The sequence below is a fragment of the Novosphingobium nitrogenifigens DSM 19370 genome, assembly GCF_000192575.1.
In the GTDB taxonomy this organism is placed as follows: Bacteria; Pseudomonadota; Alphaproteobacteria; order Sphingomonadales; family Sphingomonadaceae; genus Novosphingobium; species Novosphingobium nitrogenifigens.
This window is the reverse complement of the sequence record NZ_GL876926.1, coordinates 608,310-634,265: the sequence shown is the minus strand read 5'-3', so window position 1 is coordinate 634,265 and position 25,956 is coordinate 608,310. Positions and strand designations below refer to the sequence as shown.

The window sequence follows — 25,956 nt, the reverse complement described above, 5'->3', positions numbered from 1 at the left end:
CCGCCCCCATCCCTTTCCCGCCCAAGGAGCCTCTGGCCAGACCTCCTGCAAGCTGTCATGCATGGGCGATGAGGCAAAAAGAGCTGCGCGTGGCCTTGGTCTGCTCGGGCGGGATCAGCCTGGCGGTCTACATGCACGGCGTGACCAAGGAAATCTGGCACGCCACCCGTGCCAGCCGGGCCTGGCACGCCGGTGAGACTCCGCCTTCCGGCGTGGTCGACATCTATACGCGCCTCTTTGCCGCCATCGGCGAGGAACGGGCGCTTGCCTTGCGGCTCTTGCCCGACATCATTTCCGGATCGAGCGCGGGGGGGATCAACGCGATCTTTCTGGCGCAGGCCCTGCTCGGCGGACAGAGCCTCGATCCGCTGACACGACTCTGGCTCGATTGCGCGGACAGCGACGTGCTCGTCGATCCCGAAGCGCGTCCGTGGGGACGCCTGGCCAAACTCTGGGCCTGGCCGGTGGTCTGGCTGGCGCTGCGCATGCCCGGCAACGGACTGGACGACGCGGGGCTTTCCCCCGGCACGCGGGGCGAAGTCCGGCGCAAGGTATCTCGCCTCATCCGCGCCCGCTGGTTCCAGCCACCTTTTGGCGGCATCGGGTTGTCCCGCACGCTTGCCGACGCGCTCGACGCGATGGCGGTTACCGGCAACGGCGAAGCCCTGCTGCCGGCCGGTCATCCGCTCGACCTCGTGATCACCGCCACCGATCTTGCCGGACACCGCGCGGAATTGCGCCTCAACAGCCCCATGCTCGTCGAGGAAGGCGAACACCGCGTCACCATCCCGTTTCGCGCAACGGCCGGAGGCGCGGCGCCTCTTGCACAAAGTCCCGAGCTCATTTTTGCGGCACGGGCGACGGCCAGTTTTCCCGGCGCCTTTCCCCCTCTCACCGTGTCGGAAATCGACGACCTGGTGGATGAACGCGGCCTCGAATGGGTTGGGCGCGACGCCTTCCTCCATCGCATCCTTCCCGAACGGTGGAAGGAAGGCACGATCGCCGATGCTGCGCTCATTGACGGTGCCGTGCTCAACAACCGTCCGTTCAACGAAGCGATCGCCGCCCTGCCCGACCGTCCCGCCCGACGCGAAGTCGACCGGCGCTTCGTCTATATCGAGCCCTTTCCCGGCCCGGTTCGGGAACGCGAAAGCGCAATCGGCGCACGCCCGCGCACCCCGGGGTTCTTCACCACCATCTTTGCCTCGCTCTCGACCATTCCCCGCGAACAGCCGATCCGCGACAATCTCGAACTGCTCGAAAGCCAGTCACAGGAACGGGCGCGGATGCGCGCGCTTGTCGAAGCCATGCGGCCCGATATCGAGGCGAAAGTCGCCCGCCTGTTCGGCCACACCCTGTTCTTCGAATTCCCCAGTCCCGCCCGAATGGCATCGTGGCGTGTCAAGGCGCAGGAAGCCGCCGCTGAATCGGCGGGCTTTGCCTATCACGGCTATGCGCGGATCAAGCTAGACACGATCATCGCCGAACTGTCGGCCACCATTGCCGAAGTCGCGCCCGATACGGGGACGAAGCAGGCCATCGCCGCCGCCCTGAGCGATCATCTCAATGCGCAGGGCCTCGCAAGGCTGGTCACGGACAAGGGGGATGCGAGCGAGGAATCGATCGCCTTCTTCCGGATGCACGACGTTGCCTTTCGCATCCGCCGCCTCAAGCTTCTGGCCCGCCGCCTGACGCAGGACTGGACCGGGGACATCGACGACGATCTCACGACCGGTCGCGAAGAAGCCCGCGACATGGTCTATCGCGCGCAGGCTCTTTATCAGGGACGCCAGACGGCACGAGGGCTCGGCCCCGGCTTTGCCGCTTCGGCAAGCGTCATCATGCACGATCCGGGCGCCGTGTTGCAGGCCATTGCCGCGCACCGCGACCTCGCCGTGCTCGACCACGAAGTCGAAGAAATGATCATCGAGGCCATGATGGTGATGGAAAAGCCGCTGCGGCGGCACTTCCTGCTCGCCTATCTCAGCTTCCCTTTCTACGATATCGCCACGCTCGCAATGATGGATGGCGAAGGTCTCGGGGAATTCGATCCGATCAAGGTCGACCGCATTTCACCCGACGATGCGCGCTCGATCCGCAAGGGCGGTGCCCCGGCCTGCCTCAAGGGCATTGCCTTCTATCATTTCGGCGCGTTCTTCAGCCGCGCCTATCGCGAAAACGATTATCTCTGGGGACGGCTGCACGGCGCGGAACGCATGATCGACATCATCGCCTCGGCCGTCGAACCACCCCTGCCCGAAGCGACGCTCGGCCGTTTCAAGCGGGAGGCCTTCCTTGCCATTCTCGACGAGGAAGCCTTGCGTCTCGACGCGGACCCGGACCTGATCCCGGGCATCCGCGCCGAAATCGAAGCGGCGTTTGCCTGAGTCTTATTCGGTCAGATCGTTCCAGGCGTCCCGGATCCGTTCGAAAAAGCCCTTGGACTGCGGGCATTCCTCGCCGGTTTCGGTTTCCTGGAATTCGCGCAGCAATTCGCGCTGACGAGTGCTGAGGCGCGTCGGCGTCTCGACGTGGATCTCGATGACGAGATCACCGGCACCGCGTCCCTGCAGCACCGGCATCCCGGCACCACGCTTGCGCAACTGCTTGCCCGACTGGATCCCCGCTGGGATCTCGATCACGTGCTTGGCCCCATCAAGGCCGGGAAGCTCGATAGAACCGCCCAGAGCCGCCGTCGTGAAGCTGATCGGCGCGCGGGTCAGCAAGGTCGTCCCGTCGCGCTCGAACACCTTGTGCCGGGCGACGTGGAGGAAAATGTACAAATCGCCCGGAGGTGCGCCGAAAGGCCCTGCCTCACCCTTGCCGGCAAGGCGGATGCGCGTGCCGTTGTCGACACCGGGCGGCACTTCGACTTCGAGCCGCTGCGGCTTGTCTACGCGACCTTCGCCGTGACAATGCTTGCAGGGCTTTTCGATGACTTCGCCCCGGCCACCGCAGGTCGGGCAAGTCCGCTCGACCATGAAGAAGCCCTGCTGCGCGCGGACCTTGCCCTGCCCGCCGCACATGTTGCAGCGGCGGGTAGCCGTGCCGGGCGTTGCTCCCGAACCCGCACAGGGTTCGCAAGCCTGGGAGATTTCGACCGAGATTTCGGTGTTCTTGCCGTGGAAGGCTTCTTCGAGCGAAATTTCGAGATCATAGCGCAAGTCCGCGCCGCGCCGCGCCGGTTGACGCCCGCCGCCGCCGAAGCCGCCGAAGATCGTTTCGAAAATGTCGCCCAGATCGCTGAAATTGCCGTCGCCGAAACCGGCTCCGCCGCCCGGACCACCCGGCCCGCCCTGCTGGAACGCGGCATGACCGAACCGATCGTAGGCCGCCCGCTTTTGCGGGTCAGACAGGCAGCCATAGGCTTCGTTGATCTGCTTGAACTTCGCCTCTGCGTCCTGGTCCCCCGGATTCTTGTCGGGGTGATACCGCATGGCAAGCTTGCGGAATGCGGACTTGATCGTCTTGTCATCCGCGGTGCGCTCGACTTCGAGCAGTTCGTAGAAATCAATTTCGGCCGACATCAGGCGTTTTCCCGATCAAGGTTTAGGGCGGCAAGGTTTAGCGCGGAAATTCCGGTGCAGCACAAACGGACCGCCGCCCGAACGCCCGCAAAAGGCGCGCAGGCGGCGACCGGTCAGAGTGGGGAACCCGAAAAAGCTCCGGTTTCCCCACTGCAAGCTGCCATCAGGCCTTGTCGTCGACTTCCGAGAATTCGGCGTCGACCACGTCGTCGCCACCCTGCGGAGCAGCACCCGGAGCCGCAGCGCCGGCCTGTTCCTTCTCGTAGATCGCCTGGCCGAGTTTCATCGCCTTTTCGGTCAGGGCCTGAGCCTTGGCGTTGATCTCGTCGGTGTCGCCACCTTCGATCGCCTTCTTGGCATCGGCCAGAGCCGCTTCGATTTCACCCTTGAGAGCGCCGTCGATCTTGTCGGCATGCTCTTCGAGCTGACGTTCGGTGGCGTGGACAAGGCTGTCGGCATTGTTGCGGGCTTCGGCCGCTTCACGCCGCTTCTTGTCGTCGGCCGCAAACTTCTCCGCGTCGCGCACCATCTGGTCGATGTCGTTTTCCGACAGACCGCCAGAGGCCTGGATGCGGATCTGCTGCTCCTTGCCGGTGCCCTTGTCCTTGGCCGACACGTTGACGATGCCGTTCGCGTCGATGTCGAAGGTCACTTCGATCTGCGGAACCCCGCGCCGTGCGGCCGGGATGCCGACGAGATCGAACTGACCCAGCATCTTGTTGTCGGACGCCATTTCGCGTTCGCCCTGGAACACGCGAATGGTGACCGCCTGCTGGTTGTCTTCGGCCGTCGAGAACGTCTGGCTCTTCTTGGTCGGGATCGTCGTGTTGCGGTCGATCATGCGGGTCATGACGCCACCGAGCGTTTCGATACCCAGCGACAGCGGGGTCACGTCGAGCAGCAGCACGTCCTTGACGTCGCCCTGAAGCACGCCAGCCTGGATCGCCGCACCCATCGCCACGACTTCGTCGGGGTTGACGCCGGTGTGCGGATCCTTGCCGAAGAAGTCGCGCACGGTGTCGCGAACCTTGGGCATACGGGTCATGCCGCCGACGAGAACGACGTCATCGATTTCGCTGGCGCTGATGCCCGCGTCGGCCAGAGCCTTGCGGCAGGGTTCGAGCGTGCGTTCGATCAGCTTGCCGACCAGACGTTCAAGATCCGAACGGGTGATCGTTTCGACGAGGTGCAGCGGCGTGGTCGCCCCGCCTTCCATGCGCGCGGTGATGAACGGAAGGTTGATTTCCGTCGTCTGCGCCGAAGACAGTTCGATCTTCGCCTTTTCCGAAGCTTCCTTCAGACGCTGCAGGGCCAGCTTGTCGGTCTTGAGGTCGAGACCTTCGCGAGCCTTGAACTTGTCGGCCAGATATTCGACCAGCGCAGTGTCAAAGTCTTCACCGCCGAGGAAAGTGTCGCCGTTGGTCGACTTCACTTCGAACACGCCGTCACCGATCTCGAGGATCGAGATGTCGAACGTGCCGCCGCCAAGGTCGTAGACCGCGATCGTCTTGCCGTCCTGCTTGTCGAGGCCATAGGCCAGCGCCGCAGCGGTCGGTTCGTTGATGATGCGCAGCACTTCAAGACCCGCGATCTGTCCGGCGTCCTTGGTCGCCTGACGCTGCGCGTCGTTGAAGTAGGCCGGAACGGTAATGACCGCCTGCGTGACCTTTTCGCCGAGATAGCTTTCAGCGGTTTCCTTCATCTTCTGAAGAGTGAAGGCCGAGATCTGCGACGGGCTGTAATCCTGGCCGCCAGCGTTGACCCAAGCGTCGCCGTTCTTGCCCTTGACGATCTGGTAAGGGACCAGACCAGCGTCCTTCTGGGTCATGGGATCGTCGAAACGACGACCGATAAGCCGCTTGACCGCGAAGATCGTGTTGTCCGGGTTGGTGACTGCCTGACGCTTGGCCGGCTGGCCGATCAGACGTTCGCCGTCCTTGGTAAAGGCGACGATCGAGGGCGTCGTACGCGCACCTTCGGAATTTTCGATGACCTTGGGCGACCCGCCGTCCATGACCGCCACGCAGCTGTTGGTCGTGCCGAGGTCGATACCGATAACTTTAGCCATAATTCCCCACTTCCTTCGCAATCGCGACACCGCGCCTTGTGACCCCTCCCCTGCCGGGCGAAAGGCCGTCTCGCGGCTCAGATGGCCGGGATATAGGTGCGCTTCGGCTTGGCACAAGGGCTCGACCACCCTAGATCTTGCCCATCTTCAAATTGTCTTGCGAAAGCCCATGCCATGCGCCGCATTTTCCTTCTGATTTCCGCCGCATCGATCGCCCTTTCGGGCTGTTCGACCAAGACGCAGGCGCCTGGCGACAAGAGCGGCAGCGAAAACGCGCCTGAAGCCTCGGCCAGTGCCGTTCCCGGGCCGTCCGGCGCGCCCGGCATCGCCCTTTCGGACGCGGTGGTACAGCTTCCCGCCGTTCCGGGCCGTCCGGCAGTCGCCTATTTCACGCTGACCCCCTCCGCCCCGGCCAAAGGCAAGCTCGTCGCCGTCCATGTCGACGGTTTTGCCCGCGCCGAAATGCATGAAAGCAAGATGGAAGGCGGCATGATGACGATGGCCCCGCTCGACAGCGTCGCCATCGAAGCGGGCAAACCGATCACGTTCGCGCCGGGCAGCAATCACGTCATGCTGTTCGATGCGGACGGCAAGCTCAAGGCCGGAGACAGGACCGAACTGACGATCACGCTCGACAGCGGAGACAAGGCAACGATCGCCGCCTCGGTCAAGGCCGTGGGCGAAGATATGGGCACGATGAAGATGTGAACGAAAAAAGGGGGAGAAGGTTCGCCCTTCTCCCCCTTTTCCTTTTCCGCTCCGAACGAACGGTTCGGGAATTATTCCGGCTTCTTGGCCACTGCGACCATGGCCGCGCGCAACAGGCGGTCCTTGATCATGTAACCGGCCTGAAGCTCCTGAACCACGGTGCCGGGTTCGACATCGTTGGTCGGGAATTCCATCATCGCCTGATGCTGGTGCGGGTCGAGCGGCAGGCCCTTGGCCGCGATGCGGCTGATGCCGTGGCTCGAGAAGACCTTGTCCAGCTCGCGGCCGGTCGCTTCCAGCCCGGAAACCAGCGCCTTGAACTTGTCGTCACCGCGCAGTTCGGCCGGAATCGATTCGAGCGCGCGGGCAAGGTTGTCCGCAACCGAAAGGATGTCGCGGGCAAAAGCGGTCGCGGCATAGGCGCGCGCGTCGGCGATGTCCTTTTCCAGACGGCGACGCACGTTCTGCGTTTCCGCCTTGGCGTACAGGATATCCTGCCGCGCGACTTCAAGTTCTTCTGCCAGCTTGCCCAGCTGCGCATCGGCCGTTCCGTCGGTCCCGCCCAGATCGATCATCTCGGCGGGCACGCCTTCCAGTTCCGCTTTCACTTCGGCGTCTTGGGCGCGTGTCTCGTTGTCGCTCATGTTCTCGAAAATCCGTCTTGTCCGATGAGTTTGCTCAGCGATTGAGCCGTGAAATCAACCATGGGGACGACGCGTGCATAATTCAACCGCGTCGGGCCGATCACCCCGACAACGCCGACCACACGTCCCTCGCCGTCCCGCCATGGCGCGGCGATGACCGCCGAACCGGACAATGACAAGAGGCGATTTTCGCTGCCGATGAAAATGCGCGTCGCCTGGGCCTCGCGCGCGGCGTCGAGCACGCGGGCAATCGCCTCCACGCTTTCGAGTTCTTCCAGCAAGTGGCGAACCCGTTCGATGTCGTGAACCGCCGCATCGTCGAGCAGGTTGGCCTGCCCACGCACGACCAGAACCGGCCGTTGCGCCGCGTCACTGCTCCAGACGGCAAGACCGCGCCGGACGAGATCGGCGCTCGCCGTATCGAGCGCACTGCGCCCGCCCGCGATTTCCGACGCGATTCCCGTGGCCGCTTCGGCCAATGTCCGCCCGACCAGCCGCGCTGTCAGATAGTTGGCGGCCTGTTCAAGCGCCTGGGGCAGGACCGGCTCAGCAAGTTCGATGACCCGGTTCTCGATTCCCCCATCCTCACCCACCAGCACGACCAGCGCGCGGCGCGGGGCCAGCGGCACAAAGGAAATCTGCGCAAGCCGCACTTCACGATGGGGCACCATGACCACCCCCGCTCCGGCCGAAAGCTCGGACAGGGCCGAGCTTGCCGCCGCGAGCGCCTGTTCGATCGTGCCGCCAAGCGCAAGCCCGCGTTCGATCTGCAACCGCTCGGCCGCCGAAGGTTCGGCCACTTGCATGATGCCATCGACAAAGAGCCGCAGCCCGACTTCGGTCGGCATCCGCCCGGCGCTGGTATGCGGCGCGGCAAGCAGCCCTGCATCCTGCAATTCCTGCAGCACCGAGCGGATCGAAGCCGGGGACAGGTTGATGCCGCCGTGCCCGGCCAGAGTCTTTGATCCGACCGGCTGACCGTTGGCGATGTACCCTTCGACCACGAGACGAAAGATGTCGCGCGCGCGGGACGAGAGTTCGGAAAGGTTGGGCCCGGTCATGTCCGCCAATGTAGCCCTCGCACCGACCGGGACAAGTCTTGCCGTAATCGGTCTTGCGGTAATCGGGGCAATCGGCCAAACGCAGCCCTTCTTCCATTTAGCGATCCTTGAGGAAAGACCCCATGCGAGCTTCGGGCCGCGCCGCTGACGAAATGCGTGCGATCACCATTGAAACCCATTTCACCAAGCATGCGGAAGGCTCAGTCCTGATCGGCTTTGGCGACACCAAGGTGATCGTGACCGCCTCGGTCGAGGAACGCGTTCCCCCGTTCCTGCGCGGCAAGGGCGAAGGCTGGGTGACGGCGGAATATTCGATGCTGCCCCGCGCCACCCACACCCGCGGCAGCCGTGAAGCGGCCAAGGGCAAACAGTCGGGCCGCACCCAGGAAATCCAGCGCCTGATCGGTCGTTCGCTGCGCGCGGTTACCGATCTCAAGAAGCTGGGCGAACGCCAGATCACGCTCGACTGCGACGTCATCCAGGCCGACGGCGGCACCCGCACTGCCTCTATCTCGGGCGCATGGATCGCCCTGCGCCTTGCCGTCGACAAGCTGATGGCGAGCGGCCAGATCAAGGAAGATCCCCTGCCGCGCAAGGTCGCCGCGATCTCCTGCGGCATCGTCGATGGCACCCCGGTGCTCGACCTCGATTATACCGAAGACAGCACGGCCGACGCGGACGCCAATTTCGTCCTGATCGAAGGCGGACAGATCGCCGAAGTGCAAGCCACGGCCGAAGGCGCGACCTATGACGAGGAAGCACTGCTTCGCCTCCTGCGTCTTGCCCGCATCGGCTGCGGCGAAATCTTCGCCGCGCAGGATCGCGCCACCGGTCGTTGAGGATACCAGCCCCCATGCCCCGCCTCACCCCCGGAAAGCTCGTCATTGCCACCCATAATGCCGGCAAGCTCAAGGAAATCCGCGCGCTTCTGGCCCCTTACGGGATGGACTGCATTTCGGCGGGTGAGCTTGGCCTGCCCGAGCCCGACGAGACCGGCACGACATTCGTCGAGAACGCGCTGCTCAAGGCTCATGCGGCGGCACAGGCGGCCAACCTGCCTGCGCTCGCCGACGATTCGGGTCTGTCGGTAACGGCCCTTGGCGGCGCACCGGGGGTCTATACCGCCGATTGGGCCGAAAAAGGCCCGCGCGAAGGCGGCCCGGGCCGCGACTGGTACATGGCCATGGGCAAAGTCGAAGGCAAGCTTGCGGAACTCGGCCCCGACACGCCTCGCGACGCATGGTTTTCCTGCGTTCTGGCGATTGCATGGCCCGATGGCGGCGAAGCGGTCTACGAAGGACGCATCGACGGCACCCTGACCTGGCCACCGCGCGGCAAACTCGGTTTCGGCTATGACCCGGTCTTCGTCGCACGCGGCCACGACCGAACCTTTGCGGAACTCGATCCTGCCGACAAGCAGGCGATCAGCCACCGCGCCGACGCCTTTGCCAAGCTGGTCGCGGAGCAGTTTGCGCGATAAGCTGCCCGCCATGGAGCCGCTGGCCCTTTATATCCACTGGCCGTTCTGCCTCGCAAAGTGCCCCTATTGCGACTTCAACAGCCATGTCCGCGACCGGGTCGATGTCGCGGCATGGCAGGAAGCTCTGCTCGCCGACATGGCGCACGAAGCGAGCCTTACCGGCGGACGCACGCTCGGCTCGATCTTCTTTGGCGGCGGCACGCCTTCGCTGATGCCTCCCCAACTGGTCGAAACGTTGCTTTCGGCCGCCGCCCGGCATTGGTCCTTTGCCCCGAACATCGAAATCACGCTCGAAGCCAACCCCTCTTCAGTCGAAGCGGCGCGCTTTGCCGCGCTCGCCGGAGCCGGGGTCAATCGGGTCTCGCTCGGCCTCCAGGCGCTCGACGATGAAACCCTGCGCTTTCTCGGCCGCCTCCACGACGCGCGCGAGGGCCTTGCCGCACTCGAAGTCGCCCAGCGCCATTTCGCCCGCGTCAGTTTCGATCTCATCTATGCCCGTCCGGGCCAGACGCCCGAACAGTGGCAGGCAGAACTCGACCGGGCCCTCGGTTTCGGCACCGGCCATCTCTCGCTCTATCAGTTGACGATCGAACCGGGCACGCGGTTCGCGACGCTCGTACGCGAAGGCAAACTCGAACCGCTCGACGATGATGCCGCCGCCGATCTTTTCACGCTGACCCGGGACATGACGGCAGCCGCGGGGATACCCGCCTATGAAATCAGCAACCATGCCCGCCCCGGCGAGGAAAGCCGCCACAACCTGACCTACTGGCGCTACGGCGACTATGTCGGGATCGGGCCGGGCGCGCATGGACGTCGCCTCGCACAAGCGACCGTGCGCCATCGCAAGCCGGAAAACTGGCTCGCGGCCATCGACCGCGACGGACACGGGATTGCCGAACAACGCCCGCTTGCTCTGGGCGAACAGGCGAGCGAAGCCTTGCTGATGGGGCTGCGCCTTGGCGAAGGAATCGACCTCGCTGCCTTGTCGAAGCGTTTCGGCCTGCCCCAAGAGGCGCTGATCGATCCGGACAAGGCGCGGTTCTATCGCGATCTCGGGCTGGTGTCCGAAATCCACGGACGTCTTGTCGTCACCCCGCGCGGGATGCCGCTCCTCGACGCGCTGCTCGGCGAACTGGTTCCCGCCGAACTGGTCACCGCGTGACGCTCCCTGAGATCCTATCGGCCTGGCACGATCACCTTGCGCACGGGCGTCGGCGCTCTCCTCACACTGTACGCGCCTATGTCGCGACCGCGCGTCGCCTGATCACGCGGCTCGAACAGGACGGCGCGCTCCACTGGGCGCGGCTGGGCGCACTCGATGCGACAGCCTTGCGCCATTATCTCGCCGATCGTCGCGAGCACGGGATCGGCAACGTCTCGGCCGCGCGCGAGCTTTCCGCGCTCAAGGCATTCATCGCCTTTGCCCGCACGCAAGCGGACATGCCCCCCGGCGCCCCGCGCCTGCGCGGTCCGCGCGTCAAGAAAGGACTGCCGCGACCGATCACGCCCGACGACGCGGTGAACCTTGCCGAGACGGTGGCCGAGGACGCGACCGAACCGTGGATCGCCGCGCGTGATACCGCAGTCCTGCTGCTGCTCTATGGATCGGGCCTGCGCATCGGCGAGGCGCTCGCGCTACCCGCCGGGATCCTGCCTGCCGGGGAAAGCATGGTCATCACCGGCAAGGGCGGTCGCCAACGCCTGGTCGCCCTGCTGCCCGTGGTGCGTGCAGCCCTCGAACGCTATGCCGCGCTCGTCCCCTGGCCACTGGGCAAAGATGACCCGTTGTTTCGCGGAGCCAAGGGCGGCCCCCTGTCGGCAGGAATGATCCGCCGCGCCATGGCCCGTGCCCGCGTGGCCCTCGGCCTGCCGCCCAGCGCGACCCCCCATGCCTTGCGTCACAGCTTTGCCACGCATCTGCTGGGTGCCGGAGCGGACTTGCGCAGCTTGCAGGAACTGCTCGGCCACGCCAGCCTGTCCTCGACCCAGATCTACACCAAAGTGGACGCGGCCCGGCTGCTCGACGTCTATCGCTCGGCTCACCCCAGAGCCTGAACGGGAAAATCGATTATTTGGCCTGACGCGCACGCGGCAGGCGCAGCGTCACGAGCAAACCGCCCAGATCCTCGCTCTCGCCCAGTTCGATCGAACCGCCATAAAGTTCGACAACGTCGCGCACGATGGCAAGCCCAAGGCCTGTACCCGGCTTTCCGGTATCGAGCCGGGCCCCGCGCGTGAACAGGCGCTCGCGGGCTTCCTCGGGAATGCCCATGCCATCGTCCTCGATCCAGATATTGCAGTAACGCGCGTCCGAGCCCGCCGCTTCGACCGTGATGAAGACCGATCCGCCCCCGTACTTGGCCGCATTCTCGATCAGGTTGCCGAGAATCTCGTCGAGATCCTGCCGCTCGATCGCGACTTGCACCTCGCGATTGCCGTCGAGATCGAAACGGACTTCGGGATAGAGCCGCACGACCGCGCGCAGCACCGCCTCCACGCTTTCCCACACGGTCGCACGCGACAGTCCGCTCGCCCGCCGCCCGACTGCACGGGCCCGCGCCAGATGGTGATCGACATGACGCCGCATGGCCGCCGCCTCGCGGATGACCGTTTCGGCCAGATCGTCAGCATGGGCAGTCGCCGCATTGGTCACCACTGTCAGCGGCGTCTTGAGCGCATGGGCGAGATTGCCCGCATGAGTGCGCGCTTCCTCCGCCTGCTGCTCGGAATGCGCGAGCAGGGCATTGAGTTCCTGCACCAACGGTTGCACTTCGAGCGGAAGCGGCTCGGTCACGCGTGTGCCGCCATCCTCGCGCAATCGCACAATCGCGAGACGGACGCGGCGCAACGGTCCCAGACCATAATAGGTCTGCAATGTCGCCATCGCCGCCAGGCCAAGCCCCAGAACCACGAACGACCACACCAGAATAAGACGGATCCGCCGCAACTGCGCATCGAGCGGACTGCGGCTGGCAGCGACAGCGAATTGCCACAGGGTGTTGTTCCCCGGCAAGATCACCGAGCGCTCGATGATGCGCAGGCGCTCTCCGTCGAACTGGTCGCTGTCATAGATATGCGGCTGTTGATCGAAGTGGTCGCTCTTCATCTTGAGCGTGCGGTCCCACAACGAGCGCGAGGGGAAATCGTCATGCCCCTGCCCCGAAATCTGCCAATAGAGACCACTGTTGGGTTCGAGAAACCGCTGATCGCCAAGCGGGCGACTGAAAAAGACTTCCCCGTCCGGACCGATTTCCGCCGATGCGACCATCGCGGTCAGCATGTAGCCGAGCTGATCGTCGAAATTGCGCGTGATGAGGCCGGTCAGCGTCCGGTCGAGAGCCACGCCCCCGCCGAGCAGGAGCACCGAAATCCACGCAAACGCGATCAGCAACATGCGCCGGCGCAGCGAGCCGGTATGCGGCGTTCCCGCCGCCGGCCCGCCGATCGCCTGATGGGGCATGACCTTAGCCGCGCGCGACCTGGGCCGGGTCGTTCAGGCTATAGCCCAGCCCCCGGATGGTGGTGATCACATCGGGCCCCAGCTTCTTGCGGATGCGGGTCACGAAAACCTCGATCGTGTTGGAATCGCGATCGAAATCCTGATCGTAGATGTGCTCGATCAATTCGGTCCGGCTGACCACCTTGCCCTTGTGATGCAGGAGATAGGACAAGAGCTTGTATTCCTGCGCCGTCAGCTTAACCGGCTCGCCCGCCAGCGTGACCCGTCCCGAACGCGTGTCGAGGCGCACGTCGCCCGCGATCAGTTCGGCACTCGAATTGCCGGTCGAACGACGGATCAGCGCGCGCAGGCGAGCGATGAGTTCCTCGGTCTGAAAGGGCTTGGCCAGATAGTCATCGGCGCCCGCGTCGAGCCCGGCAACCTTGTCCGACCAGCTGTCGCGCGCAGTCAGCACGAGTACGGGGAAACGCCGCCCTTCCTTGCGCCACATGCCAAGAACCGTGAGACCGTCGATTTCCGGCAGGCCGAGGTCGAGCACGACTGCGTCGTATTCCTCGGTCGAGCCCATGAAATGCCCGTCCTCGCCATCGGTCGAAAGATCGACGGCATAACCGTTCTGTTCGAGCGTGGACTTGAGCTGCCGCCCAAGGGTGGGTTCGTCCTCGACGATCAGGATGCGCATGGAATCTGGTGCCTTTGCCCCGCGCGCCGTTGCCCGACGCGCCTGTTTGCCTTCGTTGTCGTCATCTGCCCCCTTGAACCTGAACGGTCAAGGAATGCCGCAGTCGGAAAGCGTTCAGCGGGTACGCCCCAGAACCTGTCCGGTGCGGGCGTTCACGTCGACGAAGACCACGCGGCCGTCGCGAATGAATTTCAGGCGATAGGCCATCGCATCGGGATCGTATTCGGGGCCGAGATACTGCATCCCCTTCATCGTGGGCAGGACCTGCCGCTCGATCTCGCGCAGGGATCTGACGTTGCCCGCACGCAGGTCGCGCCGCGCCTCGTTCTGCTCGTCGGGGCGATGCTGCGCATAGGCGGGCATCACCGATCCCAGCACAAGGCTGATGGCGGCAATCCCGCGAACAGAGGCTGAAATGGTCCGCTTCATGATGCCGCAGCGTCTAACATGCGGGCATTGAACACATGGTGAATAGGCGCGCAAGGCTCCATGCAGGTCCTGCTGGGCGCAACCTTCTCAAAAAACCGGTTCCCTCTTGTTCATGCGATGCTCTATGCGCGCGCCATGGCAATCGCACCGATCCTCAGCTGGGAAGGCCTCGGCCTTCTTCAGGGCAATGGCTGGCTGTTCCAGGACATCGACCTTTCCGTGGCGCCACGCGACCGGCTTGCGCTGATCGGGCGCAACGGTGCGGGCAAGACGACGCTGCTCAAGCTGATCGGCGGAGAGATCGAGGCCGATCGCGGCAAACGCTCGATCCAGCCCGGAACCCGTGTCGTCACCCTCGAACAGGATCCGTTCTTCACCGGCCACGCGACTCTTCTCGACTTTACGCTCCATGGGCCCGACGCCCCGGCCCGTCACGAAGTCGAAGCCATCGCCGATCAGCTGGGCATCGACCTTTCCCGTGCGGCCGACAGTGCCTCGGGCGGAGAGCGCCGCCGCGCCGCACTCGCCCGTGCACTCGCGAGCGAGCCCGACCTGCTGTTGCTCGACGAACCGACCAACCATCTCGATCTTGCCGCGATCGAATGGCTCGAAGGATGGCTGCAACGCTATAACGGTGCGTTCGTTGTCATCAGCCACGACCGCACGTTCCTGGAACGCCTGACCCGCGCCACGCTCTGGCTCGACCGCGGCAGCCTGCGACGCAAGGACATCGGCTTTGGCGGCTACGAAGCCTGGATGGAACAGGTCTATGCCGAGGAAGCCCGCGCCGCCGACAAGCTCGACGCCAAGCTCAAGATCGAGGCCCACTGGCTTCAGCGCGGGGTAACCGCGCGGCGCAAGCGCAACCAGGGCCGCCTTGCCAAGCTGGTCGAAATGCGGGCCCAGCGCGCCGCGATGATGTCGCCCCAAGGCACCGCCAAGCTCGCCATCGCCACCGACGATGCCAAGAGCAAGGCCGTGATCGTCGCCGACAAGGTCTGCAAGACGTTCGGCGACCGTGCCATCGTCAAGGATTTCTCCCTGCGCATCACGCGCGGCGATCGCATCGGCATCGTCGGCGGCAACGGCGCGGGCAAAACCACGTTGCTCAAGCTGCTGACCGGCGAACTGGCCCCCGACAGCGGCACGATCACGCTCGCCAAGACGCTGGAAGGCGTGATGATCGACCAGCAACGCAGTCTGATGTCTCCGGACAAGCGCATCCGCGACGTCCTTGCCGAAGGGGGCGACTGGATCGACGTGCGCGGCACGCGCAAGCACATCCAGGGTTATCTCAAGGACTTCCTGTTCGATCCCGGCCTTGTCGAGGCCCGTGTCGGCACGCTGTCCGGGGGCGAACGCTCGCGCCTGCTGCTCGCGCGCGAATTCGCACGACGCTCGAACCTGCTCGTACTCGACGAACCGACCAACGATCTCGACCTCGAAACGCTCGACCTCTTGCAGGAAGTGATCGCCGACTATGACGGCACGGTCCTCATCGTCAGTCACGACCGCGACTTTCTCGACCGCACGGTGACGATCACTCTGGGCCTCGACGGATCGGGGCGCATCGATGTCGTTGCGGGCGGCTACGCCGACTGGGAACGCCTGCGCCAGTCGCGCCGGGCGCCGGTCAAGGCTGCGCCGCGCGCCTCTTCTTCGACGACGCCCTCGGCGCCGGCGGCACCCCCGCCCCCGCGCAAGACCAAGCTGTCCTACAAGGACCAGCGCGATTACGACCTGCTTCCCGGCAAGATCGAGGAAATCGACGCAGCCATCGCCAAAGGCGAAACCGAGTTGGCCGATCCCGCGCTCTACACCCGCAATCCTGCCCGCTTTGCCCAGTTGACGGCCGCGCTCGACAAGCTGCGCGGCGACAAGGAAGCGGCCGAAATGCGCTGGCTCGAACTGGCGGAAATGATCGAGGGCTGATCGACGGCCTCATTTTACAGCAGGTATCGGGCGGAACCCTCATACGGACCTGCAATGAGTTCATCTCGTTGCAGGTCATTTCGCTGAGACCGCCAGCGGCGGCAACGCTTCGAAGGCGTCATCTGCGGGAACCACATCGGACGGAAGCGCATCGGCGACCACGGCATACTCGACCTCTGGTACCTGTATCGAGGCTCTCAAGGCCTTTCTCGCCAACCTGCAGCAACAAAATGTTGACGCGAGCGGAACCTATTCGCTCGGCACGTCTTCCAGCAGCAGCGGATCATCCAAATCCAGCCTGGTGATTAACCAGATGCTGTCATGCAAGCGGGTCAGGGAACAACCGAACCTCAGGCTGCTTCCGGGCCCATTCCCGCAAGCACGACGCGTCGCCTTCGTTAAAAATCGGCTCGATCGCAGATCATCGATCTTGTTCAAAAGAGCAAGATCGACGTGGCCCCTCCAAATTTCCGGAGAGATCACAAAAAAGGCATAAGTTCTGCCTTTTTGAAACACCCGACCAACTGGACAACGCCGTCTTTGTGTAACCCAATATTATCCATCATTATTGCCGCATACATAGTACTTGCCCCAAGGCCGATATTGTAGGAACATTGGGAACTTGTCCGCCCCCGCGAACCGAGAATCCCTCATGATCAACCGTATCCGCGATATTCGCCGCCAAAAAGGACTGACACTTGCCGAAGTGGCGGCTCGCTGCCAGCCACCGACGACAGCACAGACCATCGGCCGTCTCGAAACCGGAATGCGCTCGCTGTCGCTGGCATGGATGAACCGGATCGCCGTCGCGCTCGAAGTCGATCCCCAGATGCTGGTGAAAGCTGACAGCGATCAGGCCCCCGCTCTCATCGCCAAACTGGGTATCAACGGTGCCGAAGCGGTAGCTCGCCCGGTCGAGGCCATTTTTCCCATTGTCCCCAACGGCGATTCGCATGTCGTCGTCATGATGGTGGAAGCCTGCGCAGGAGAGTATCGCACTGGCGATCAGATCTGGTTACGACAGATCGGTCACGACGATTTTCCGCGTGCTCTCAATCGTGACGTTCTGGCACCACGACCGGGCGGCCGCTTCGCGTTCGGGCGAATGATCGACCGCGACGGCGAACGGATTGCCATCCTTCCGCCCGGCATCGGCCAGCGGCAAGTGGTGATCGATCGCCCCGGCTGGCTCGGCGTCGCGGAAATGCTGGTGCGCAAGCTATAGGTCGAGGTCTGGTGCGACTGCTTTCGATTGCCACACTCTACCCGGCGGCACCGCGCCCCGGTTTCGGGCGTTTCGTGCGCGCACAACTCGAAGCTCTCGCCGCGCGCGACGACTGGGACGTCACTGTCATCAATCCGATCGGGGTGCCGCCGCTGCTGCCCCTTCGCCGCTACGCCCCTTTGCGCGCCATTCCTGCCGTCGAAACAGGCGGCACCCCCGACCACCCGGTCACCGTGCATCATCCGCGCTTCCCCCTGATCCCGGGCCTGTCCGGCCGCTTCAACCCTGCACTCATCGCGCGGGCGGTGCTGCCGCTCGCACAGCGCCTTCACGCCGAGCGTCCGTTCGACCTTGTCGATGCGCAGTTCTTCTATCCCGACGGCCCTGCCGCCGCACGGATCGCCCGCGCGCTGGGCCTGCCGCTCGCGATCAAGGCGCGCGGCGCCGACATTCACTATTGGGGATCCCGCCCCGCGTCCCTTGCCCAGATCCGGGTCGCAGCGAGACAGGCCAAAGTACTCCTCTCGGTATCGTCCGCGCTTGCCGAGGACATGATTGCACTCGGCCTGCCCGCTTCACGGATTCACGTCCACTATACCGGCCTCGATCACGCCCGCTTTCATCCACGTCCGCGAGCGCAGGCACGCGCTTTGCTGGCAGAGCGCGTGCCTGCGCTCGCCTTTCCCGCAGCCGTTCGGATCGTCGCCTGCGTCGGCGCGCTCATCCCGCGTAAAGGACAGGCGATCGCGATCGAAGCCCTGCGGGACTTGGATCAGGACGTGGTGCTGGTTCTGGTCGGAGCCGGGCCGGACGAAGCGGCCTTGCGCCAGTTGGCGCGGAAGGCAGGACTTGAGGGCCGCGTCGTTTTCGCAGGCGCGCTCGGCCATGACGAATTGCCGCTGCTTCTGAATGCAGCAGAAGCTATGGTATTGCCTTCGGCGAGCGAAGGTCTTGCCAATGCCTGGGTCGAGGCGCTCGCCTGCGGAACACCGATCGTCATTCCCGACATCGGCGGCGCGCGCGAACTGCTCAATCGTCGCGAGGCCGGAAGGCTGGCCGAACGAACCCCGTCGGCAGTAGCCAAGGGTCTGAGCGAAGTACTGGCCGCCCAAGCTCCGCAAACTGCCGTCGCGGCAGCGGCAGCGCGTTTCAGTTGGGAAGCGAACGCGGCGGCATTGGCAGAAATCTACTCCGCCGCCGCGTCGCGATAATCAGGCCTTTGCGCCGGCCGGGCCGTCCGACGGCTTTTCGCCGGGGACGAAGCTCTTGGGCGAAACCTTGAGCCAGATCAGAATCGGCGCCGCCATATAGATCGAACTGTAGGTCCCGATGAAAATGCCCAGCGTGATCGCAGCGGTGAAGCCGAAAATCACCTGAGGCCCGAACACCAGCAACGAAACCAGCGTGATCAGCATCGACAGCGAAGTCACGATGGTACGAGCCAGCGTCTCGTTGACCGAAAGATCGAGCAGTTCGGGCAACGGCATGCGCCGGTACTTCTTCAGATTCTCGCGGATACGGTCATAGACGACGATCGTATCGTTCAAGGAATAGCCGATCAGGGTCAGCAAGGCCGCGACGATATTGAGGTCGAATTCCAACTGCGTGACTGCAAACATGCCCAGCGTCAGCGAGACGTCATGGACAAGGCTCAGCAGTGCGCCGATACCGAACTGCCATTCGAAACGCACCCAGATATAGGCTGCGACCGCAAGCGCGGCAAAGCCCAGCGCGCGAAAGGCGTCCCATCCCAATTCCTTCGACACCTTGCCCGACACCGAGTCGACACCGTCGACCCGTGCGTCGGCATGGTTCTTGCGAATGTCAGCGGTGATCGTGCGCGCCATGCGATCGGCCAGAGCCGGATCGTGCTCGGCCCCTTCGGGCAGTTTCATGCGGATCGACACTTCATTCGGCTTGCCGAAACGCTGAAGGATCGGCTCGCCATAGCCGAGCTTGGTAACTTCGTCGCGCAAGGGACCGACCGGGGCCTCTGCGCTGCGTTCGAACGTCACCCGGATCATCTGCCCGCCGATGAAATCGACGCCCAGATTGAGCCCCTTGGTCAGGACGAGACCCCAGGAGGCCGCGACCAGCACCATGCTGACGAGATAGAAAGGCACCCGCCACTTGAGGAAGTGGATGTTGGTGTGATCGGGAACAAGCTTGAGGAGTTTCATGTTGTCCGTGCTCCTCTTACAGGCTCAGTTCCGTGGGACGTGCACGGCGCAGCCACTGCGCCACCCACATCCGCGTCAGCATGATCGCGGTAAACACCGACGTCGCGATGCCGATGATCAGCACGACGGCAAAGCCCTTGATCGGACCCGAGCCGAACGCGAGCATCAGCATGGCCGCGATCACGTTGGTGATGTTCGCATCGAAAATCGCGCGACCAGCTTCCTTGTAGCCGAGCTCCACTGCCTGGACGACACGCCGCCCGCGATGGCGCTCTTCGCGAATGCGCTCGTTGATCAGCACGTTGGCGTCAACCGCCGCACCGATCGTGAGCACGAAGCCAGCAATGCCGGGCAGCGTCAGCGTGGTGCCGATGATACCCATGACGCCAAGGATCATGAAGACGTTGAAGACAAGCGCGACGCAGGCATAGACGCCGAAGCGGCCATAAGTCGCGAGGATGAACACGGCGAGCGCAAGCGTGCCGATGCCCATCGCGATCATGCCCTTGTGGATCGAATCCGCGCCGAGGTCGGGGCCGACCGTGCGTTCCTCAACCACCTTGAGATCGACGGGCAAAGCCCCCGAACGCAGCGCGATGGCAAGCTGCCCGGCGCTGTCGGACGTGAAATTGCCCGAAATGACCGCGCTGCCGCCCAGGATCGGTTCATTGATCACCGGCGCCGACAGCACCTTGCCGTCCAGAATGATGGCGAAGGGCTTCCCGACATTGGCTGAAGTCAGCTTGGCGAAACGCTCGCCGCCATCGGTGTTGAACGTGATCGTGACCGTCGGCTGGTTGGTCTGCTGGTTGGACGAAAGCTGCGCATTGGTAAGCTGGTCACCGCGAATGCCACCAAGACGCTTGACCGCGATCTTGGCTGCGGGCTGCCCGGCCTTGGTCTCGGCATAAGGCACGATTTCGTCGCCCGGAGGCGCGATACCCTGGTACACCTGCGCCGCATCGGCAGTCTGATCGACCAGCTTGAATTCAAGCTTTGCCGTCTGACCCAGCAGGTTCTTCAGCCCCTGCGGATCCTGCAGGCCGGGAACCTGCACGACAATGCGGGTGGCACCCGAACGGATGATCGTCGGCTCCTTGGTACCGAGGGCGTCGATACGCTTGCGCACGACTTCGACAGCGGTGTCCATCGCCTGCGAAACGGCCTGGTCGATGCCTTCCGGCGTCGGGGACAGGACGAAGCGGTTGCCGTCGACGACGTTGATCGTCCAATCACGCTTTCCGGTCAGTCCCGCGCCGTTGGTCAGCGGCAAAAGCGCCTCGCGCACCGCGTCAACCTTGGTCGCGTCGTCGATCAGGAAGCTGAGCGAGCCGTTGTTGTTCGAAATGTCGCTGATACGCACCGGCTGGGCCATGGCGTGCAGCTTGTTGCGAACCGATTCCTCCATCCCCTCGATCCGCTGGGTGCGGACCTGGGTCGGATCGGCTTCGAGCATGAGATGGCTGCCCCCGGCAAGATCGAGGCCCAGATTGACCTTGGGCTCGGGCAGGGCAGCGGGCCAGCGATAACCGGCCATATCGACAATCGACGGCAGCGCGGCTGCCGCGATGACCAATGTCACCGCCCAGAGCAGGAGAACTTTCCAGCGCGGAAAATCAAGCATGATGGCAGCCTGGTTCCTTCAGGGTAAAACCGTCAGGCGCGACACGTGCCGCGCCCACCGGATCAGTCGTTGGCAGCCGGAGCGCCGCCCGGCGGAACGATTTCGCCCAGCGTCGACTTGACCGCACGCACTTTGACGTTGGGCGCGATTTCGAGTTCGACGGTGTTGTCTTCGACCTTGATCACCTTGGCGAGAAGGCCACCGGCAGTGACGACCTGATCGCCCTTCTTGAGCTCGGAAATCTTCAACTGATGATCTTTCTGCCGCTTCATCTGCGGACGCAGGATCAGGAAATAGAAGATCACCGCCATCGCCACCAACGGCAGGAACTGAATGTAGGCCGGCGGCTCGGACGTAGCGCCACCGGCAGTCTGCGCGGCGGCGACATCGAGAACGGAAAGAAGGAGAGAACCGGTCATGGTCTGGGCTGGACTTTCGCGAATCGGAAATTGTGGGCGCGCGCAAAGGCCAGGCAGCCTCCCCCGCGCCCGAATGTGGATGGCGCGACTAGCAGCTTGGCCGCTTCAAGGCAAACTGTAGCCGCCTGAGCCCCTTGCGAACGCGAAGTCTTGTTGCCTGTGGAAAAATTTACAGCAAACCTGCTTGCCATCCCCGAATACCACCCGTATAGGCGCCACCTCCGGTCGGGACGTAGCGCAGCCTGGTAGCGCATCACACTGGGGGTGTGGGGGTCGGAGGTTCGAATCCTCTCGTCCCGACCAACTTCGCAATCACTTGAAGATTGCGACTTTTTCAGCAGATAACTGACACACCCTCCCGCGATCAACGCGGCGCCTTTTTCGGCGAACGGAAAAAAGGCCTCGCCTACTTGTGGTGAACGAAGCCCCTTTCATCGCAAGACTTTCCGGTATCAAATCCGCACGCCGCCGCGCGCCTCGACCTTGTCCTGGGTATTCACATCGAAGTCCCGGGCGTCGTGGCGTTCGCGCAACTGATTTTCCGGCGCGCCGACCGCACGATTGACCATGCGGCCGCGCTTGACCGCCGGACGAGCCTCGATCTCCCTGGCCCAGCGGGCAACATTGCCGTATTCCTCGACACTCAGGAATTCCTGCGCGTCATAGGCGTCGCGGATCATGCCGCCGTACCAGGTAAAGCTGGCGATATCGGCAATGGAGTAGCTGTCCCCGGCCAGATATTCCGATTTGCCGAGCTGCGTGTCGAGAACATGCAGCAACCGCTTGGTTTCCATCGCAAACCGGTTGATCGCATATTCGATCTTGAACGGGGCATAGGCATAAAAATGCCCAAATCCGCCGCCGAGATAAGGTGCGCTGCCCATCTGCCACATCAACCAGTTCATGGTTTCGGCTCGGGCATGGGTTTCGGTCGGCAGGAACTCGCCGAATTTCTCGGCCAGGTAGAACAGGATCGAACCGGATTCGAACAGCCGCACGGGCGGATCGATCGAACGGTCGAGCATGGCCGGGATCTTGGAATTGGGGTTGATCTCGACAAACCCGCTGGAAAACTGATCGCCCTGCCCGATGTTGATCAACCAGGCATCGTATTCGGCCCCGGCATGCCCTTTCTCGAGCAATTCCTCGAGCATGATCGTCACCTTGACGCCATTGGGCGTGCCCAGCGAATAGAGCTGAAGCGGGTGGCGTCCGACCGGCAAGTCCTTGTCATGCGTGGCACCCGAGATCGGGCGATTGATATTGGCAAAAGTGCCGCCCGACGGCGTTTCCCAGGTCCATACCTTGGGGGGAACGTAACCGGGCGGCTGGTTGCTGGCGGGATCGCTTTCGGCCATGAAACGGCTCCTTCTCGGATTGCACGCAACCCATTCGCGACACTGGCGAATTGGTTACATGCCGAGATGGTCGGTCAGGCCGCCATTACAAGGCATCCCGCCAAGGAACGTCCGGCCCCCGGACGGCCACCAAGCCCCTCACCCGCGATCGGCTTCGGCAAGCGTCTTGAACTGGCCGAACGTGTTGGTCGACCGGGCGTTCTCCGGCAGGGTCAGTTCACCCCGTGCGACTTTTTCCCGCAAATAGCGATAGGTCTGGAGCGCCATCGACCACATGTGATCGCCGATGGAAATGTCGGGATATTCCGCCGTCTTTGCTCCACTGGGATCAAATTCAGGCAAAGGCCGAATCTTGGTCTCGTAGTCGCAGGCAAAGAACAGCGGGAAGGAATACCGCTCGTTGCGCACCTTGCGCACCCGGTGCGTCGTCGCAACGAAGGCCCCGGCGGTCATGATTTCCAGCATGTCGCCAATATTGATGACGTAGAGTTCCTCGCCGTCGATCGTAACCGGCGGCGCGTCGATCCAGCGCCCTTCGCCATTGAGCACTTCGAGCCCCGACTGATCGGCAAGCAACAGGGTGAAGCATTCGTAATCGGTATGGGCGCCGATGCCGGGAGTGTCCTCTGCAGTGGGATCGACCGGATAATGGATCAGGCGCAGCTTCGACGGCGGACAGGTGACGAGAGCATCGAAAGCATGCTCGTCCTGCCCCAGGGCCAGCGCGAACCCCTGGAACAGCTTGCGCCCCAAAGCAAAGACATCGGCGTAATAGCTTGAAACCGCGTCATGGAATCCGTCGATTGCAGGCCACTTGTTGCCGCCGATCAAGGGCTGCCCGGCAACGACGAAGGGATGATCCTCGCTCGCCTCGAACCCGATGTCGAAGGCCTCCTTGTGGTCGGGCTTGCCCCCGCCGTAGATTTCCTCGCCTTCGGGAACGAACCCCTTGTGCCCACGCCCAAGACCGATGTGGTAGCCCATTTTCCAATCGAAATCGCGCGCGAACAAGTCGGCGGCAGCCGCACGCAGACCGGCAATGCGCCCCGCAGTGATCCCGTGTCCGCGAATGTAGAAGAAACCGACTTCGCGCGCCGCCTTTCCGAGGTCTGCGGCAACCGCCATGCGGTCCTCCACGCGGTCGCTGAACAGCCCGCTGATGTCGATGATCGGCAGGGCTTCGAAATTGGCCTTGCTCATGGCGTCATGTCCCCTTGCTGCAATTGCCAGCGGTCGAAATGGTCGCGTTCGACGCGGGCCATCCACTGATTGAGTGCCCAGGTGTCGGCAATCGGCGCCTGCGTGAACGGCAACAGATGGGTATAGCCATCCGGTCCGAATTCGGGGGTCAGCGTCGTTACGGCATAACCGCGCGCCTGTTGTGAAGCCCAGATCCTCTCCCACACGCCCTGATGGAAGGCGAGCGCCCCGGCATATTCGGGCGCGGCGGGATGGGGAACCTGAGGCCCCTGATCATAGCCGACGCGCGCCTGCACATGATGGACCCGCTCCAGAAACGGGGACAGGTCGTCGGCCGGATCATCGAGCAGGCGTTCACATACGACGACCCAATGGCTGATGTCCGACGTGAAGCGCAGGTCGGGCAATTGCGCAATCACCTCCAGCGCCACCCACGGGCTGTAGAGCGAGGTGGCGCGGTGAATCTCGAAACTGCAGATCGCCCCCGCCCCGTCGGCCAATTCCTGCGCTCGTCCGAAGAATTCGACCTGCTTGGCCAAGGGCCAGCGATCGTTGCCCGGCAGGACATTGAGGAACCGCGCTCCGACAAGCGCTGCTCCCTCGATCGAAGCCTCCAGCCGGTCCCAATGCTGCTGCAAGGTCCAACTCTGGTCGGGAATGACATCGCCCCCGGTAAAAACGACCGCGATATAGGAAAGCCCCTCCGCCTCCAGCGCGGAACGGAGCGCACGCCGCGCAAAAGGATCGGCAGGCAGCCGGGCCTCGACGCCGGTGAAGCCGATTTCACGGCATTCACTGCCGCATCGGGCCCAATCCCCCTGCCATCCCCACAGCGATCGGAACAAATCGAGTTGCATGAGACGACGTGAAACTCCCGGAAATCTGTCGCTGCACAGACAGACCCCGCCCCCGGATCATTGCAAGTTCTTTGATTGAAAACGCTCGTGGGTTTCAAAGGCCGAAGCATCGTGCGTCTTCCGGTGAGTAACGGGTAACCATTTGCGGCTAGATTGGCCGCGCCATGATCAGGACACCTGCCCCCTCGCCGTTTTCCCCTTCGCGGTCTCGTCGCGTCGCTGTGGCGCCAATCCTTGTCGCTCCGCTGCTGCTCGCTCTCCCCCTGCTGTCGGGATGCAACCGCGAGGCGGATCGCAATGCAGAGATGGAACAGCGCATTGCCGCAGTCGAAGCCAAGGCCGCCGCTGCCGAGAAACGGGCGCAGAACGCAGAACGCATGGCAGCGGACAAGCCGCTTCCCCTCACGCCCGAAGCCGCGGCACCGCCGCCGGAAGTGGCGGGCGGCGACAACGACCAGAGCTTCGGCCAGCCGATGAACGATACGCAGCCGATCGATCCTGCACCGGCCAACCAGGCCCCGTCGGGGCAATAGCGCCCCCCCCCGGACCAGCCACCCCCGAGCTCGGGCCAGCCTTGCGCTTTTGCCGCCCGGCTCTATCACCGCGACAGCAAATCCCCTTCCTCAAAGAAGCGAAAGTCGCGCCATGGCCGAAACCGTCTACGTGCTCAACGGTCCCAATCTCAATCTGCTCGGCACTCGCGAGCCCGAGATCTATGGCTACGACACGCTCGACGACATCGCCGGGATGCTCGAGGACCGCGCGCAGGAACTCGACCTCGAAGTCGATGTTCGGCAATCGAACCACGAAGGCCACCTGATCGACTGGCTGCACGAAGCTCAGGCGACCGGCGCACGCGCAGTCCTGCTCAATGCCGGGGCCTTCACCCATACCAGCGTCGCACTTTACGATGCGATCAAGTCCATCCGCACTCCGGTTATCGAGGTTCACCTGTCGAATCCGCATACCCGCGAGGCGTTTCGTCACAAGTCCTACGTCGGCATGGCCGCGCTCGGCACTGTCGCCGGCTTTGGTCCGGGCAGTTACGTTCTTGCCCTGGAAGCTGCTGCCAGGCTCTGATTTTCCCATCCGTACCGGC

Annotated in this window: 24 protein-coding genes and 1 tRNA gene; 12 read left to right on the top strand and 13 right to left on the bottom strand. The window is 63.7% G+C overall.

All coding sequences use genetic code 11. The annotated features are described in order from the left end of the window. Positions 1 to 68: 68 nt before the first annotated feature. Complete coding sequence (locus tag Y88_RS03200) at positions 69 to 2,387, top strand: patatin-like protein (protein WP_026166836.1); 2,319 nt, start codon at positions 69 to 71, stop codon at positions 2,385 to 2,387. A gap of 3 nt (positions 2,388 to 2,390) precedes the next feature. On the opposite strand, the gene dnaJ is transcribed toward Y88_RS03200, so the two are convergent. Continuing rightward, positions 2,391 to 3,527, bottom strand: a complete 1,137-nt coding sequence (dnaJ, locus tag Y88_RS03195; protein ID WP_008066248.1) for a molecular chaperone DnaJ — start codon at positions 3,525 to 3,527, stop codon at positions 2,391 to 2,393. 163 nt (positions 3,528 to 3,690) lie between these two features. After that, positions 3,691 to 5,595 (bottom strand): molecular chaperone DnaK, encoded by a 1,905-nt coding sequence (gene dnaK / locus Y88_RS03190; RefSeq protein WP_008066247.1) that lies wholly within the window; start codon positions 5,593 to 5,595, stop codon positions 3,691 to 3,693. Positions 5,596 to 5,769: 174 nt separating this feature from the next. On the opposite strand from dnaK, the gene Y88_RS03185 reads away from it, so the two are divergent. Next, entirely contained in the window at positions 5,770 to 6,303 is a 534-nt protein-coding gene (locus Y88_RS03185) for a copper chaperone PCu(A)C (RefSeq protein ID WP_008066245.1), read from the top strand. Between the two features lie 71 nt (positions 6,304 to 6,374). Here the strand turns inward: Y88_RS03185 and Y88_RS03180 are convergent, their stop codons facing one another. After that, positions 6,375 to 6,947 (bottom strand): nucleotide exchange factor GrpE, encoded by a 573-nt coding sequence (locus Y88_RS03180; RefSeq protein ID WP_008066243.1) that lies wholly within the window; start codon positions 6,945 to 6,947, stop codon positions 6,375 to 6,377. Then, positions 6,944 to 8,008 (bottom strand): heat-inducible transcriptional repressor HrcA, encoded by a 1,065-nt coding sequence (hrcA, locus tag Y88_RS03175; RefSeq protein WP_018075425.1) that lies wholly within the window; start codon positions 8,006 to 8,008, stop codon positions 6,944 to 6,946. The genes Y88_RS03180 and hrcA overlap by 4 nt, the downstream gene beginning before the upstream one ends. Before the next feature lie 122 nt (positions 8,009 to 8,130). Between hrcA and rph the strand changes: the two genes are divergently transcribed. Genes rph through Y88_RS03155 form a run of 4 tightly spaced genes read left to right on the top strand, consistent with a single transcriptional unit; the run spans position 8,131 to position 11,546 of the window. After that, positions 8,131 to 8,847 (top strand): ribonuclease PH, encoded by a 717-nt coding sequence (gene rph / locus Y88_RS03170; RefSeq protein ID WP_008066239.1) that lies wholly within the window; start codon positions 8,131 to 8,133, stop codon positions 8,845 to 8,847. Between the two features lie 14 nt (positions 8,848 to 8,861). Continuing rightward, positions 8,862 to 9,488 (top strand): RdgB/HAM1 family non-canonical purine NTP pyrophosphatase, encoded by a 627-nt coding sequence (gene rdgB, locus Y88_RS03165; protein ID WP_008066237.1) that lies wholly within the window; start codon positions 8,862 to 8,864, stop codon positions 9,486 to 9,488. A 10-nt stretch (positions 9,489 to 9,498) separates the two neighbouring features. Further along, positions 9,499 to 10,653 (top strand): radical SAM family heme chaperone HemW, encoded by a 1,155-nt coding sequence (hemW, locus tag Y88_RS03160; RefSeq protein WP_008066236.1) that lies wholly within the window; start codon positions 9,499 to 9,501, stop codon positions 10,651 to 10,653. Beyond that, positions 10,650 to 11,546 (top strand): tyrosine recombinase XerC, encoded by an 897-nt coding sequence (locus tag Y88_RS03155; protein ID WP_008066235.1) that lies wholly within the window; start codon positions 10,650 to 10,652, stop codon positions 11,544 to 11,546. Before hemW ends, Y88_RS03155 begins: the two co-directional genes overlap by 4 nt. A gap of 13 nt (positions 11,547 to 11,559) precedes the next feature. Here the strand turns inward: Y88_RS03155 and Y88_RS03150 are convergent, their stop codons facing one another. The 3 genes from Y88_RS03150 to Y88_RS03140 form a co-directional block, all read right to left on the bottom strand. Next, complete coding sequence (locus Y88_RS03150) at positions 11,560 to 12,951, bottom strand: sensor histidine kinase (protein ID WP_008066234.1); 1,392 nt, start codon at positions 12,949 to 12,951, stop codon at positions 11,560 to 11,562. A gap of 4 nt (positions 12,952 to 12,955) precedes the next feature. Continuing rightward, on the bottom strand, positions 12,956 to 13,633 hold the full coding sequence (locus Y88_RS03145; protein WP_008066233.1) for a response regulator transcription factor: 678 nt from the start codon (positions 13,631 to 13,633) through the stop codon (positions 12,956 to 12,958). 114 nt (positions 13,634 to 13,747) lie between these two features. After that, the gene (locus tag Y88_RS03140) at positions 13,748 to 14,062 is read right to left on the bottom strand and encodes a PepSY domain-containing protein (RefSeq protein ID WP_008066232.1); all 315 of its coding nucleotides are present in this window, start codon (positions 14,060 to 14,062) and stop codon (positions 13,748 to 13,750) included. A gap of 135 nt (positions 14,063 to 14,197) precedes the next feature. Between Y88_RS03140 and Y88_RS03135 the strand changes: the two genes are divergently transcribed. The 3 genes from Y88_RS03135 (at position 14,198) to Y88_RS03125 (ending at position 18,430) form a co-directional block, all read left to right on the top strand. Next, entirely contained in the window at positions 14,198 to 15,994 is a 1,797-nt protein-coding gene (locus Y88_RS03135; protein ID WP_026166837.1) for an ABC-F family ATP-binding cassette domain-containing protein, read from the top strand. 652 nt (positions 15,995 to 16,646) lie between these two features. Continuing rightward, positions 16,647 to 17,219: a helix-turn-helix domain-containing protein gene (locus Y88_RS03130; protein ID WP_008066224.1), complete on the top strand. Its 573-nt coding sequence runs from the start codon at positions 16,647 to 16,649 to the stop codon at positions 17,217 to 17,219. Between the two features lie 11 nt (positions 17,220 to 17,230). Next, on the top strand, positions 17,231 to 18,430 hold the full coding sequence (locus tag Y88_RS03125) for a glycosyltransferase (RefSeq protein ID WP_008066216.1): 1,200 nt from the start codon (positions 17,231 to 17,233) through the stop codon (positions 18,428 to 18,430). Here Y88_RS03125 and secF read toward each other — a convergent pair whose 3' ends face one another. The 3 genes from secF to yajC form a co-directional block, all read right to left on the bottom strand. Beyond that, positions 18,431 to 19,399, bottom strand: coding sequence for a protein translocase subunit SecF (gene secF / locus Y88_RS03120; protein WP_008066215.1), 969 nt, complete (start codon positions 19,397 to 19,399; stop codon positions 18,431 to 18,433). It lies immediately after the preceding gene. 16 nt (positions 19,400 to 19,415) lie between these two features. Further along, a complete protein-coding gene (secD, locus tag Y88_RS03115; RefSeq protein WP_008066214.1) occupies positions 19,416 to 21,023 on the bottom strand; it encodes a protein translocase subunit SecD in 1,608 nt (535 codons plus the stop codon). Positions 21,024 to 21,085: 62 nt separating this feature from the next. After that, entirely contained in the window at positions 21,086 to 21,442 is a 357-nt protein-coding gene (gene yajC / locus Y88_RS03110; protein ID WP_008066213.1) for a preprotein translocase subunit YajC, read from the bottom strand. Positions 21,443 to 21,668: 226 nt separating this feature from the next. Here yajC and Y88_RS03105 point away from each other — a divergent pair. Next, positions 21,669 to 21,745 (top strand) — tRNA-Pro (locus tag Y88_RS03105). Positions 21,746 to 21,894: 149 nt separating this feature from the next. On the opposite strand, the gene yghU is transcribed toward Y88_RS03105, so the two are convergent. From yghU to Y88_RS03090, 3 genes are all read right to left on the bottom strand, one after another. Further along, positions 21,895 to 22,800, bottom strand: coding sequence for a glutathione-dependent disulfide-bond oxidoreductase (gene yghU / locus Y88_RS03100; protein ID WP_008066212.1), 906 nt, complete (start codon positions 22,798 to 22,800; stop codon positions 21,895 to 21,897). Between the two features lie 138 nt (positions 22,801 to 22,938). Continuing rightward, positions 22,939 to 24,000, bottom strand: coding sequence for an isopenicillin N synthase family dioxygenase (locus tag Y88_RS03095; RefSeq protein WP_008066210.1), 1,062 nt, complete (start codon positions 23,998 to 24,000; stop codon positions 22,939 to 22,941). Continuing rightward, on the bottom strand, positions 23,997 to 24,857 hold the full coding sequence (locus Y88_RS03090; RefSeq protein ID WP_008066208.1) for a sugar phosphate isomerase/epimerase family protein: 861 nt from the start codon (positions 24,855 to 24,857) through the stop codon (positions 23,997 to 23,999). Before Y88_RS03090 ends, Y88_RS03095 begins: the two co-directional genes overlap by 4 nt. Positions 24,858 to 25,021: 164 nt before the next feature. Here Y88_RS03090 and Y88_RS03085 point away from each other — a divergent pair, with 164 nt between their 5' ends. Both Y88_RS03085 and aroQ read left to right on the top strand, forming a co-directional pair. Then, positions 25,022 to 25,390, top strand: coding sequence for a hypothetical protein (locus Y88_RS03085; protein WP_232280894.1), 369 nt, complete (start codon positions 25,022 to 25,024; stop codon positions 25,388 to 25,390). A gap of 112 nt (positions 25,391 to 25,502) precedes the next feature. Beyond that, on the top strand, positions 25,503 to 25,937 hold the full coding sequence (gene aroQ, locus Y88_RS03080) for a type II 3-dehydroquinate dehydratase (RefSeq protein WP_008066206.1): 435 nt from the start codon (positions 25,503 to 25,505) through the stop codon (positions 25,935 to 25,937). Positions 25,938 to 25,956 lie beyond the last annotated feature (19 nt).

Bases quoted from the DNA above. Each gene is read 5' to 3' on its own strand.
- Y88_RS03130 (WP_008066224.1), top strand. From the start codon at position 16,647: ATGATCAACCGTATCCGCGATATTCGCCGCCAAAAAGGACTGACACTT.
- secD (WP_008066214.1), bottom strand. From the start codon at position 21,023: ATGCTTGATTTTCCGCGCTGGAAAGTTCTCCTGCTCTGGGCGGTGACA.
- Y88_RS03090 (WP_008066208.1), bottom strand. From the start codon at position 24,857: ATGCAACTCGATTTGTTCCGATCGCTGTGGGGATGGCAGGGGGATTGG.
- hemW (WP_008066236.1), top strand. From the start codon at position 9,499: ATGGAGCCGCTGGCCCTTTATATCCACTGGCCGTTCTGCCTCGCAAAG.
- yghU (WP_008066212.1), bottom strand. From the start codon at position 22,800: ATGGCCGAAAGCGATCCCGCCAGCAACCAGCCGCCCGGTTACGTTCCC.
- Y88_RS03200 (WP_026166836.1), top strand. From the start codon at position 69: ATGAGGCAAAAAGAGCTGCGCGTGGCCTTGGTCTGCTCGGGCGGGATC.
- hrcA (WP_018075425.1), bottom strand. From the start codon at position 8,008: ATGACCGGGCCCAACCTTTCCGAACTCTCGTCCCGCGCGCGCGACATC.
- Y88_RS03150 (WP_008066234.1), bottom strand. From the start codon at position 12,951: ATGCCCCATCAGGCGATCGGCGGGCCGGCGGCGGGAACGCCGCATACC.
- Y88_RS03145 (WP_008066233.1), bottom strand. From the start codon at position 13,633: ATGCGCATCCTGATCGTCGAGGACGAACCCACCCTTGGGCGGCAGCTC.
- dnaJ (WP_008066248.1), bottom strand. From the start codon at position 3,527: ATGTCGGCCGAAATTGATTTCTACGAACTGCTCGAAGTCGAGCGCACC.
- Y88_RS03185 (WP_008066245.1), top strand. From the start codon at position 5,770: ATGCGCCGCATTTTCCTTCTGATTTCCGCCGCATCGATCGCCCTTTCG.
- rph (WP_008066239.1), top strand. From the start codon at position 8,131: ATGCGAGCTTCGGGCCGCGCCGCTGACGAAATGCGTGCGATCACCATT.
- dnaK (WP_008066247.1), bottom strand. From the start codon at position 5,595: ATGGCTAAAGTTATCGGTATCGACCTCGGCACGACCAACAGCTGCGTG.
- Y88_RS03095 (WP_008066210.1), bottom strand. From the start codon at position 24,000: ATGAGCAAGGCCAATTTCGAAGCCCTGCCGATCATCGACATCAGCGGG.
- Y88_RS03085 (WP_232280894.1), top strand. From the start codon at position 25,022: ATGATCAGGACACCTGCCCCCTCGCCGTTTTCCCCTTCGCGGTCTCGT.
- secF (WP_008066215.1), bottom strand. From the start codon at position 19,399: ATGAAACTCCTCAAGCTTGTTCCCGATCACACCAACATCCACTTCCTC.
- aroQ (WP_008066206.1), top strand. From the start codon at position 25,503: ATGGCCGAAACCGTCTACGTGCTCAACGGTCCCAATCTCAATCTGCTC.
- rdgB (WP_008066237.1), top strand. From the start codon at position 8,862: ATGCCCCGCCTCACCCCCGGAAAGCTCGTCATTGCCACCCATAATGCC.
- Y88_RS03140 (WP_008066232.1), bottom strand. From the start codon at position 14,062: ATGAAGCGGACCATTTCAGCCTCTGTTCGCGGGATTGCCGCCATCAGC.
- Y88_RS03135 (WP_026166837.1), top strand. From the start codon at position 14,198: ATGGCAATCGCACCGATCCTCAGCTGGGAAGGCCTCGGCCTTCTTCAG.
- yajC (WP_008066213.1), bottom strand. From the start codon at position 21,442: ATGACCGGTTCTCTCCTTCTTTCCGTTCTCGATGTCGCCGCCGCGCAG.
- Y88_RS03180 (WP_008066243.1), bottom strand. From the start codon at position 6,947: ATGAGCGACAACGAGACACGCGCCCAAGACGCCGAAGTGAAAGCGGAA.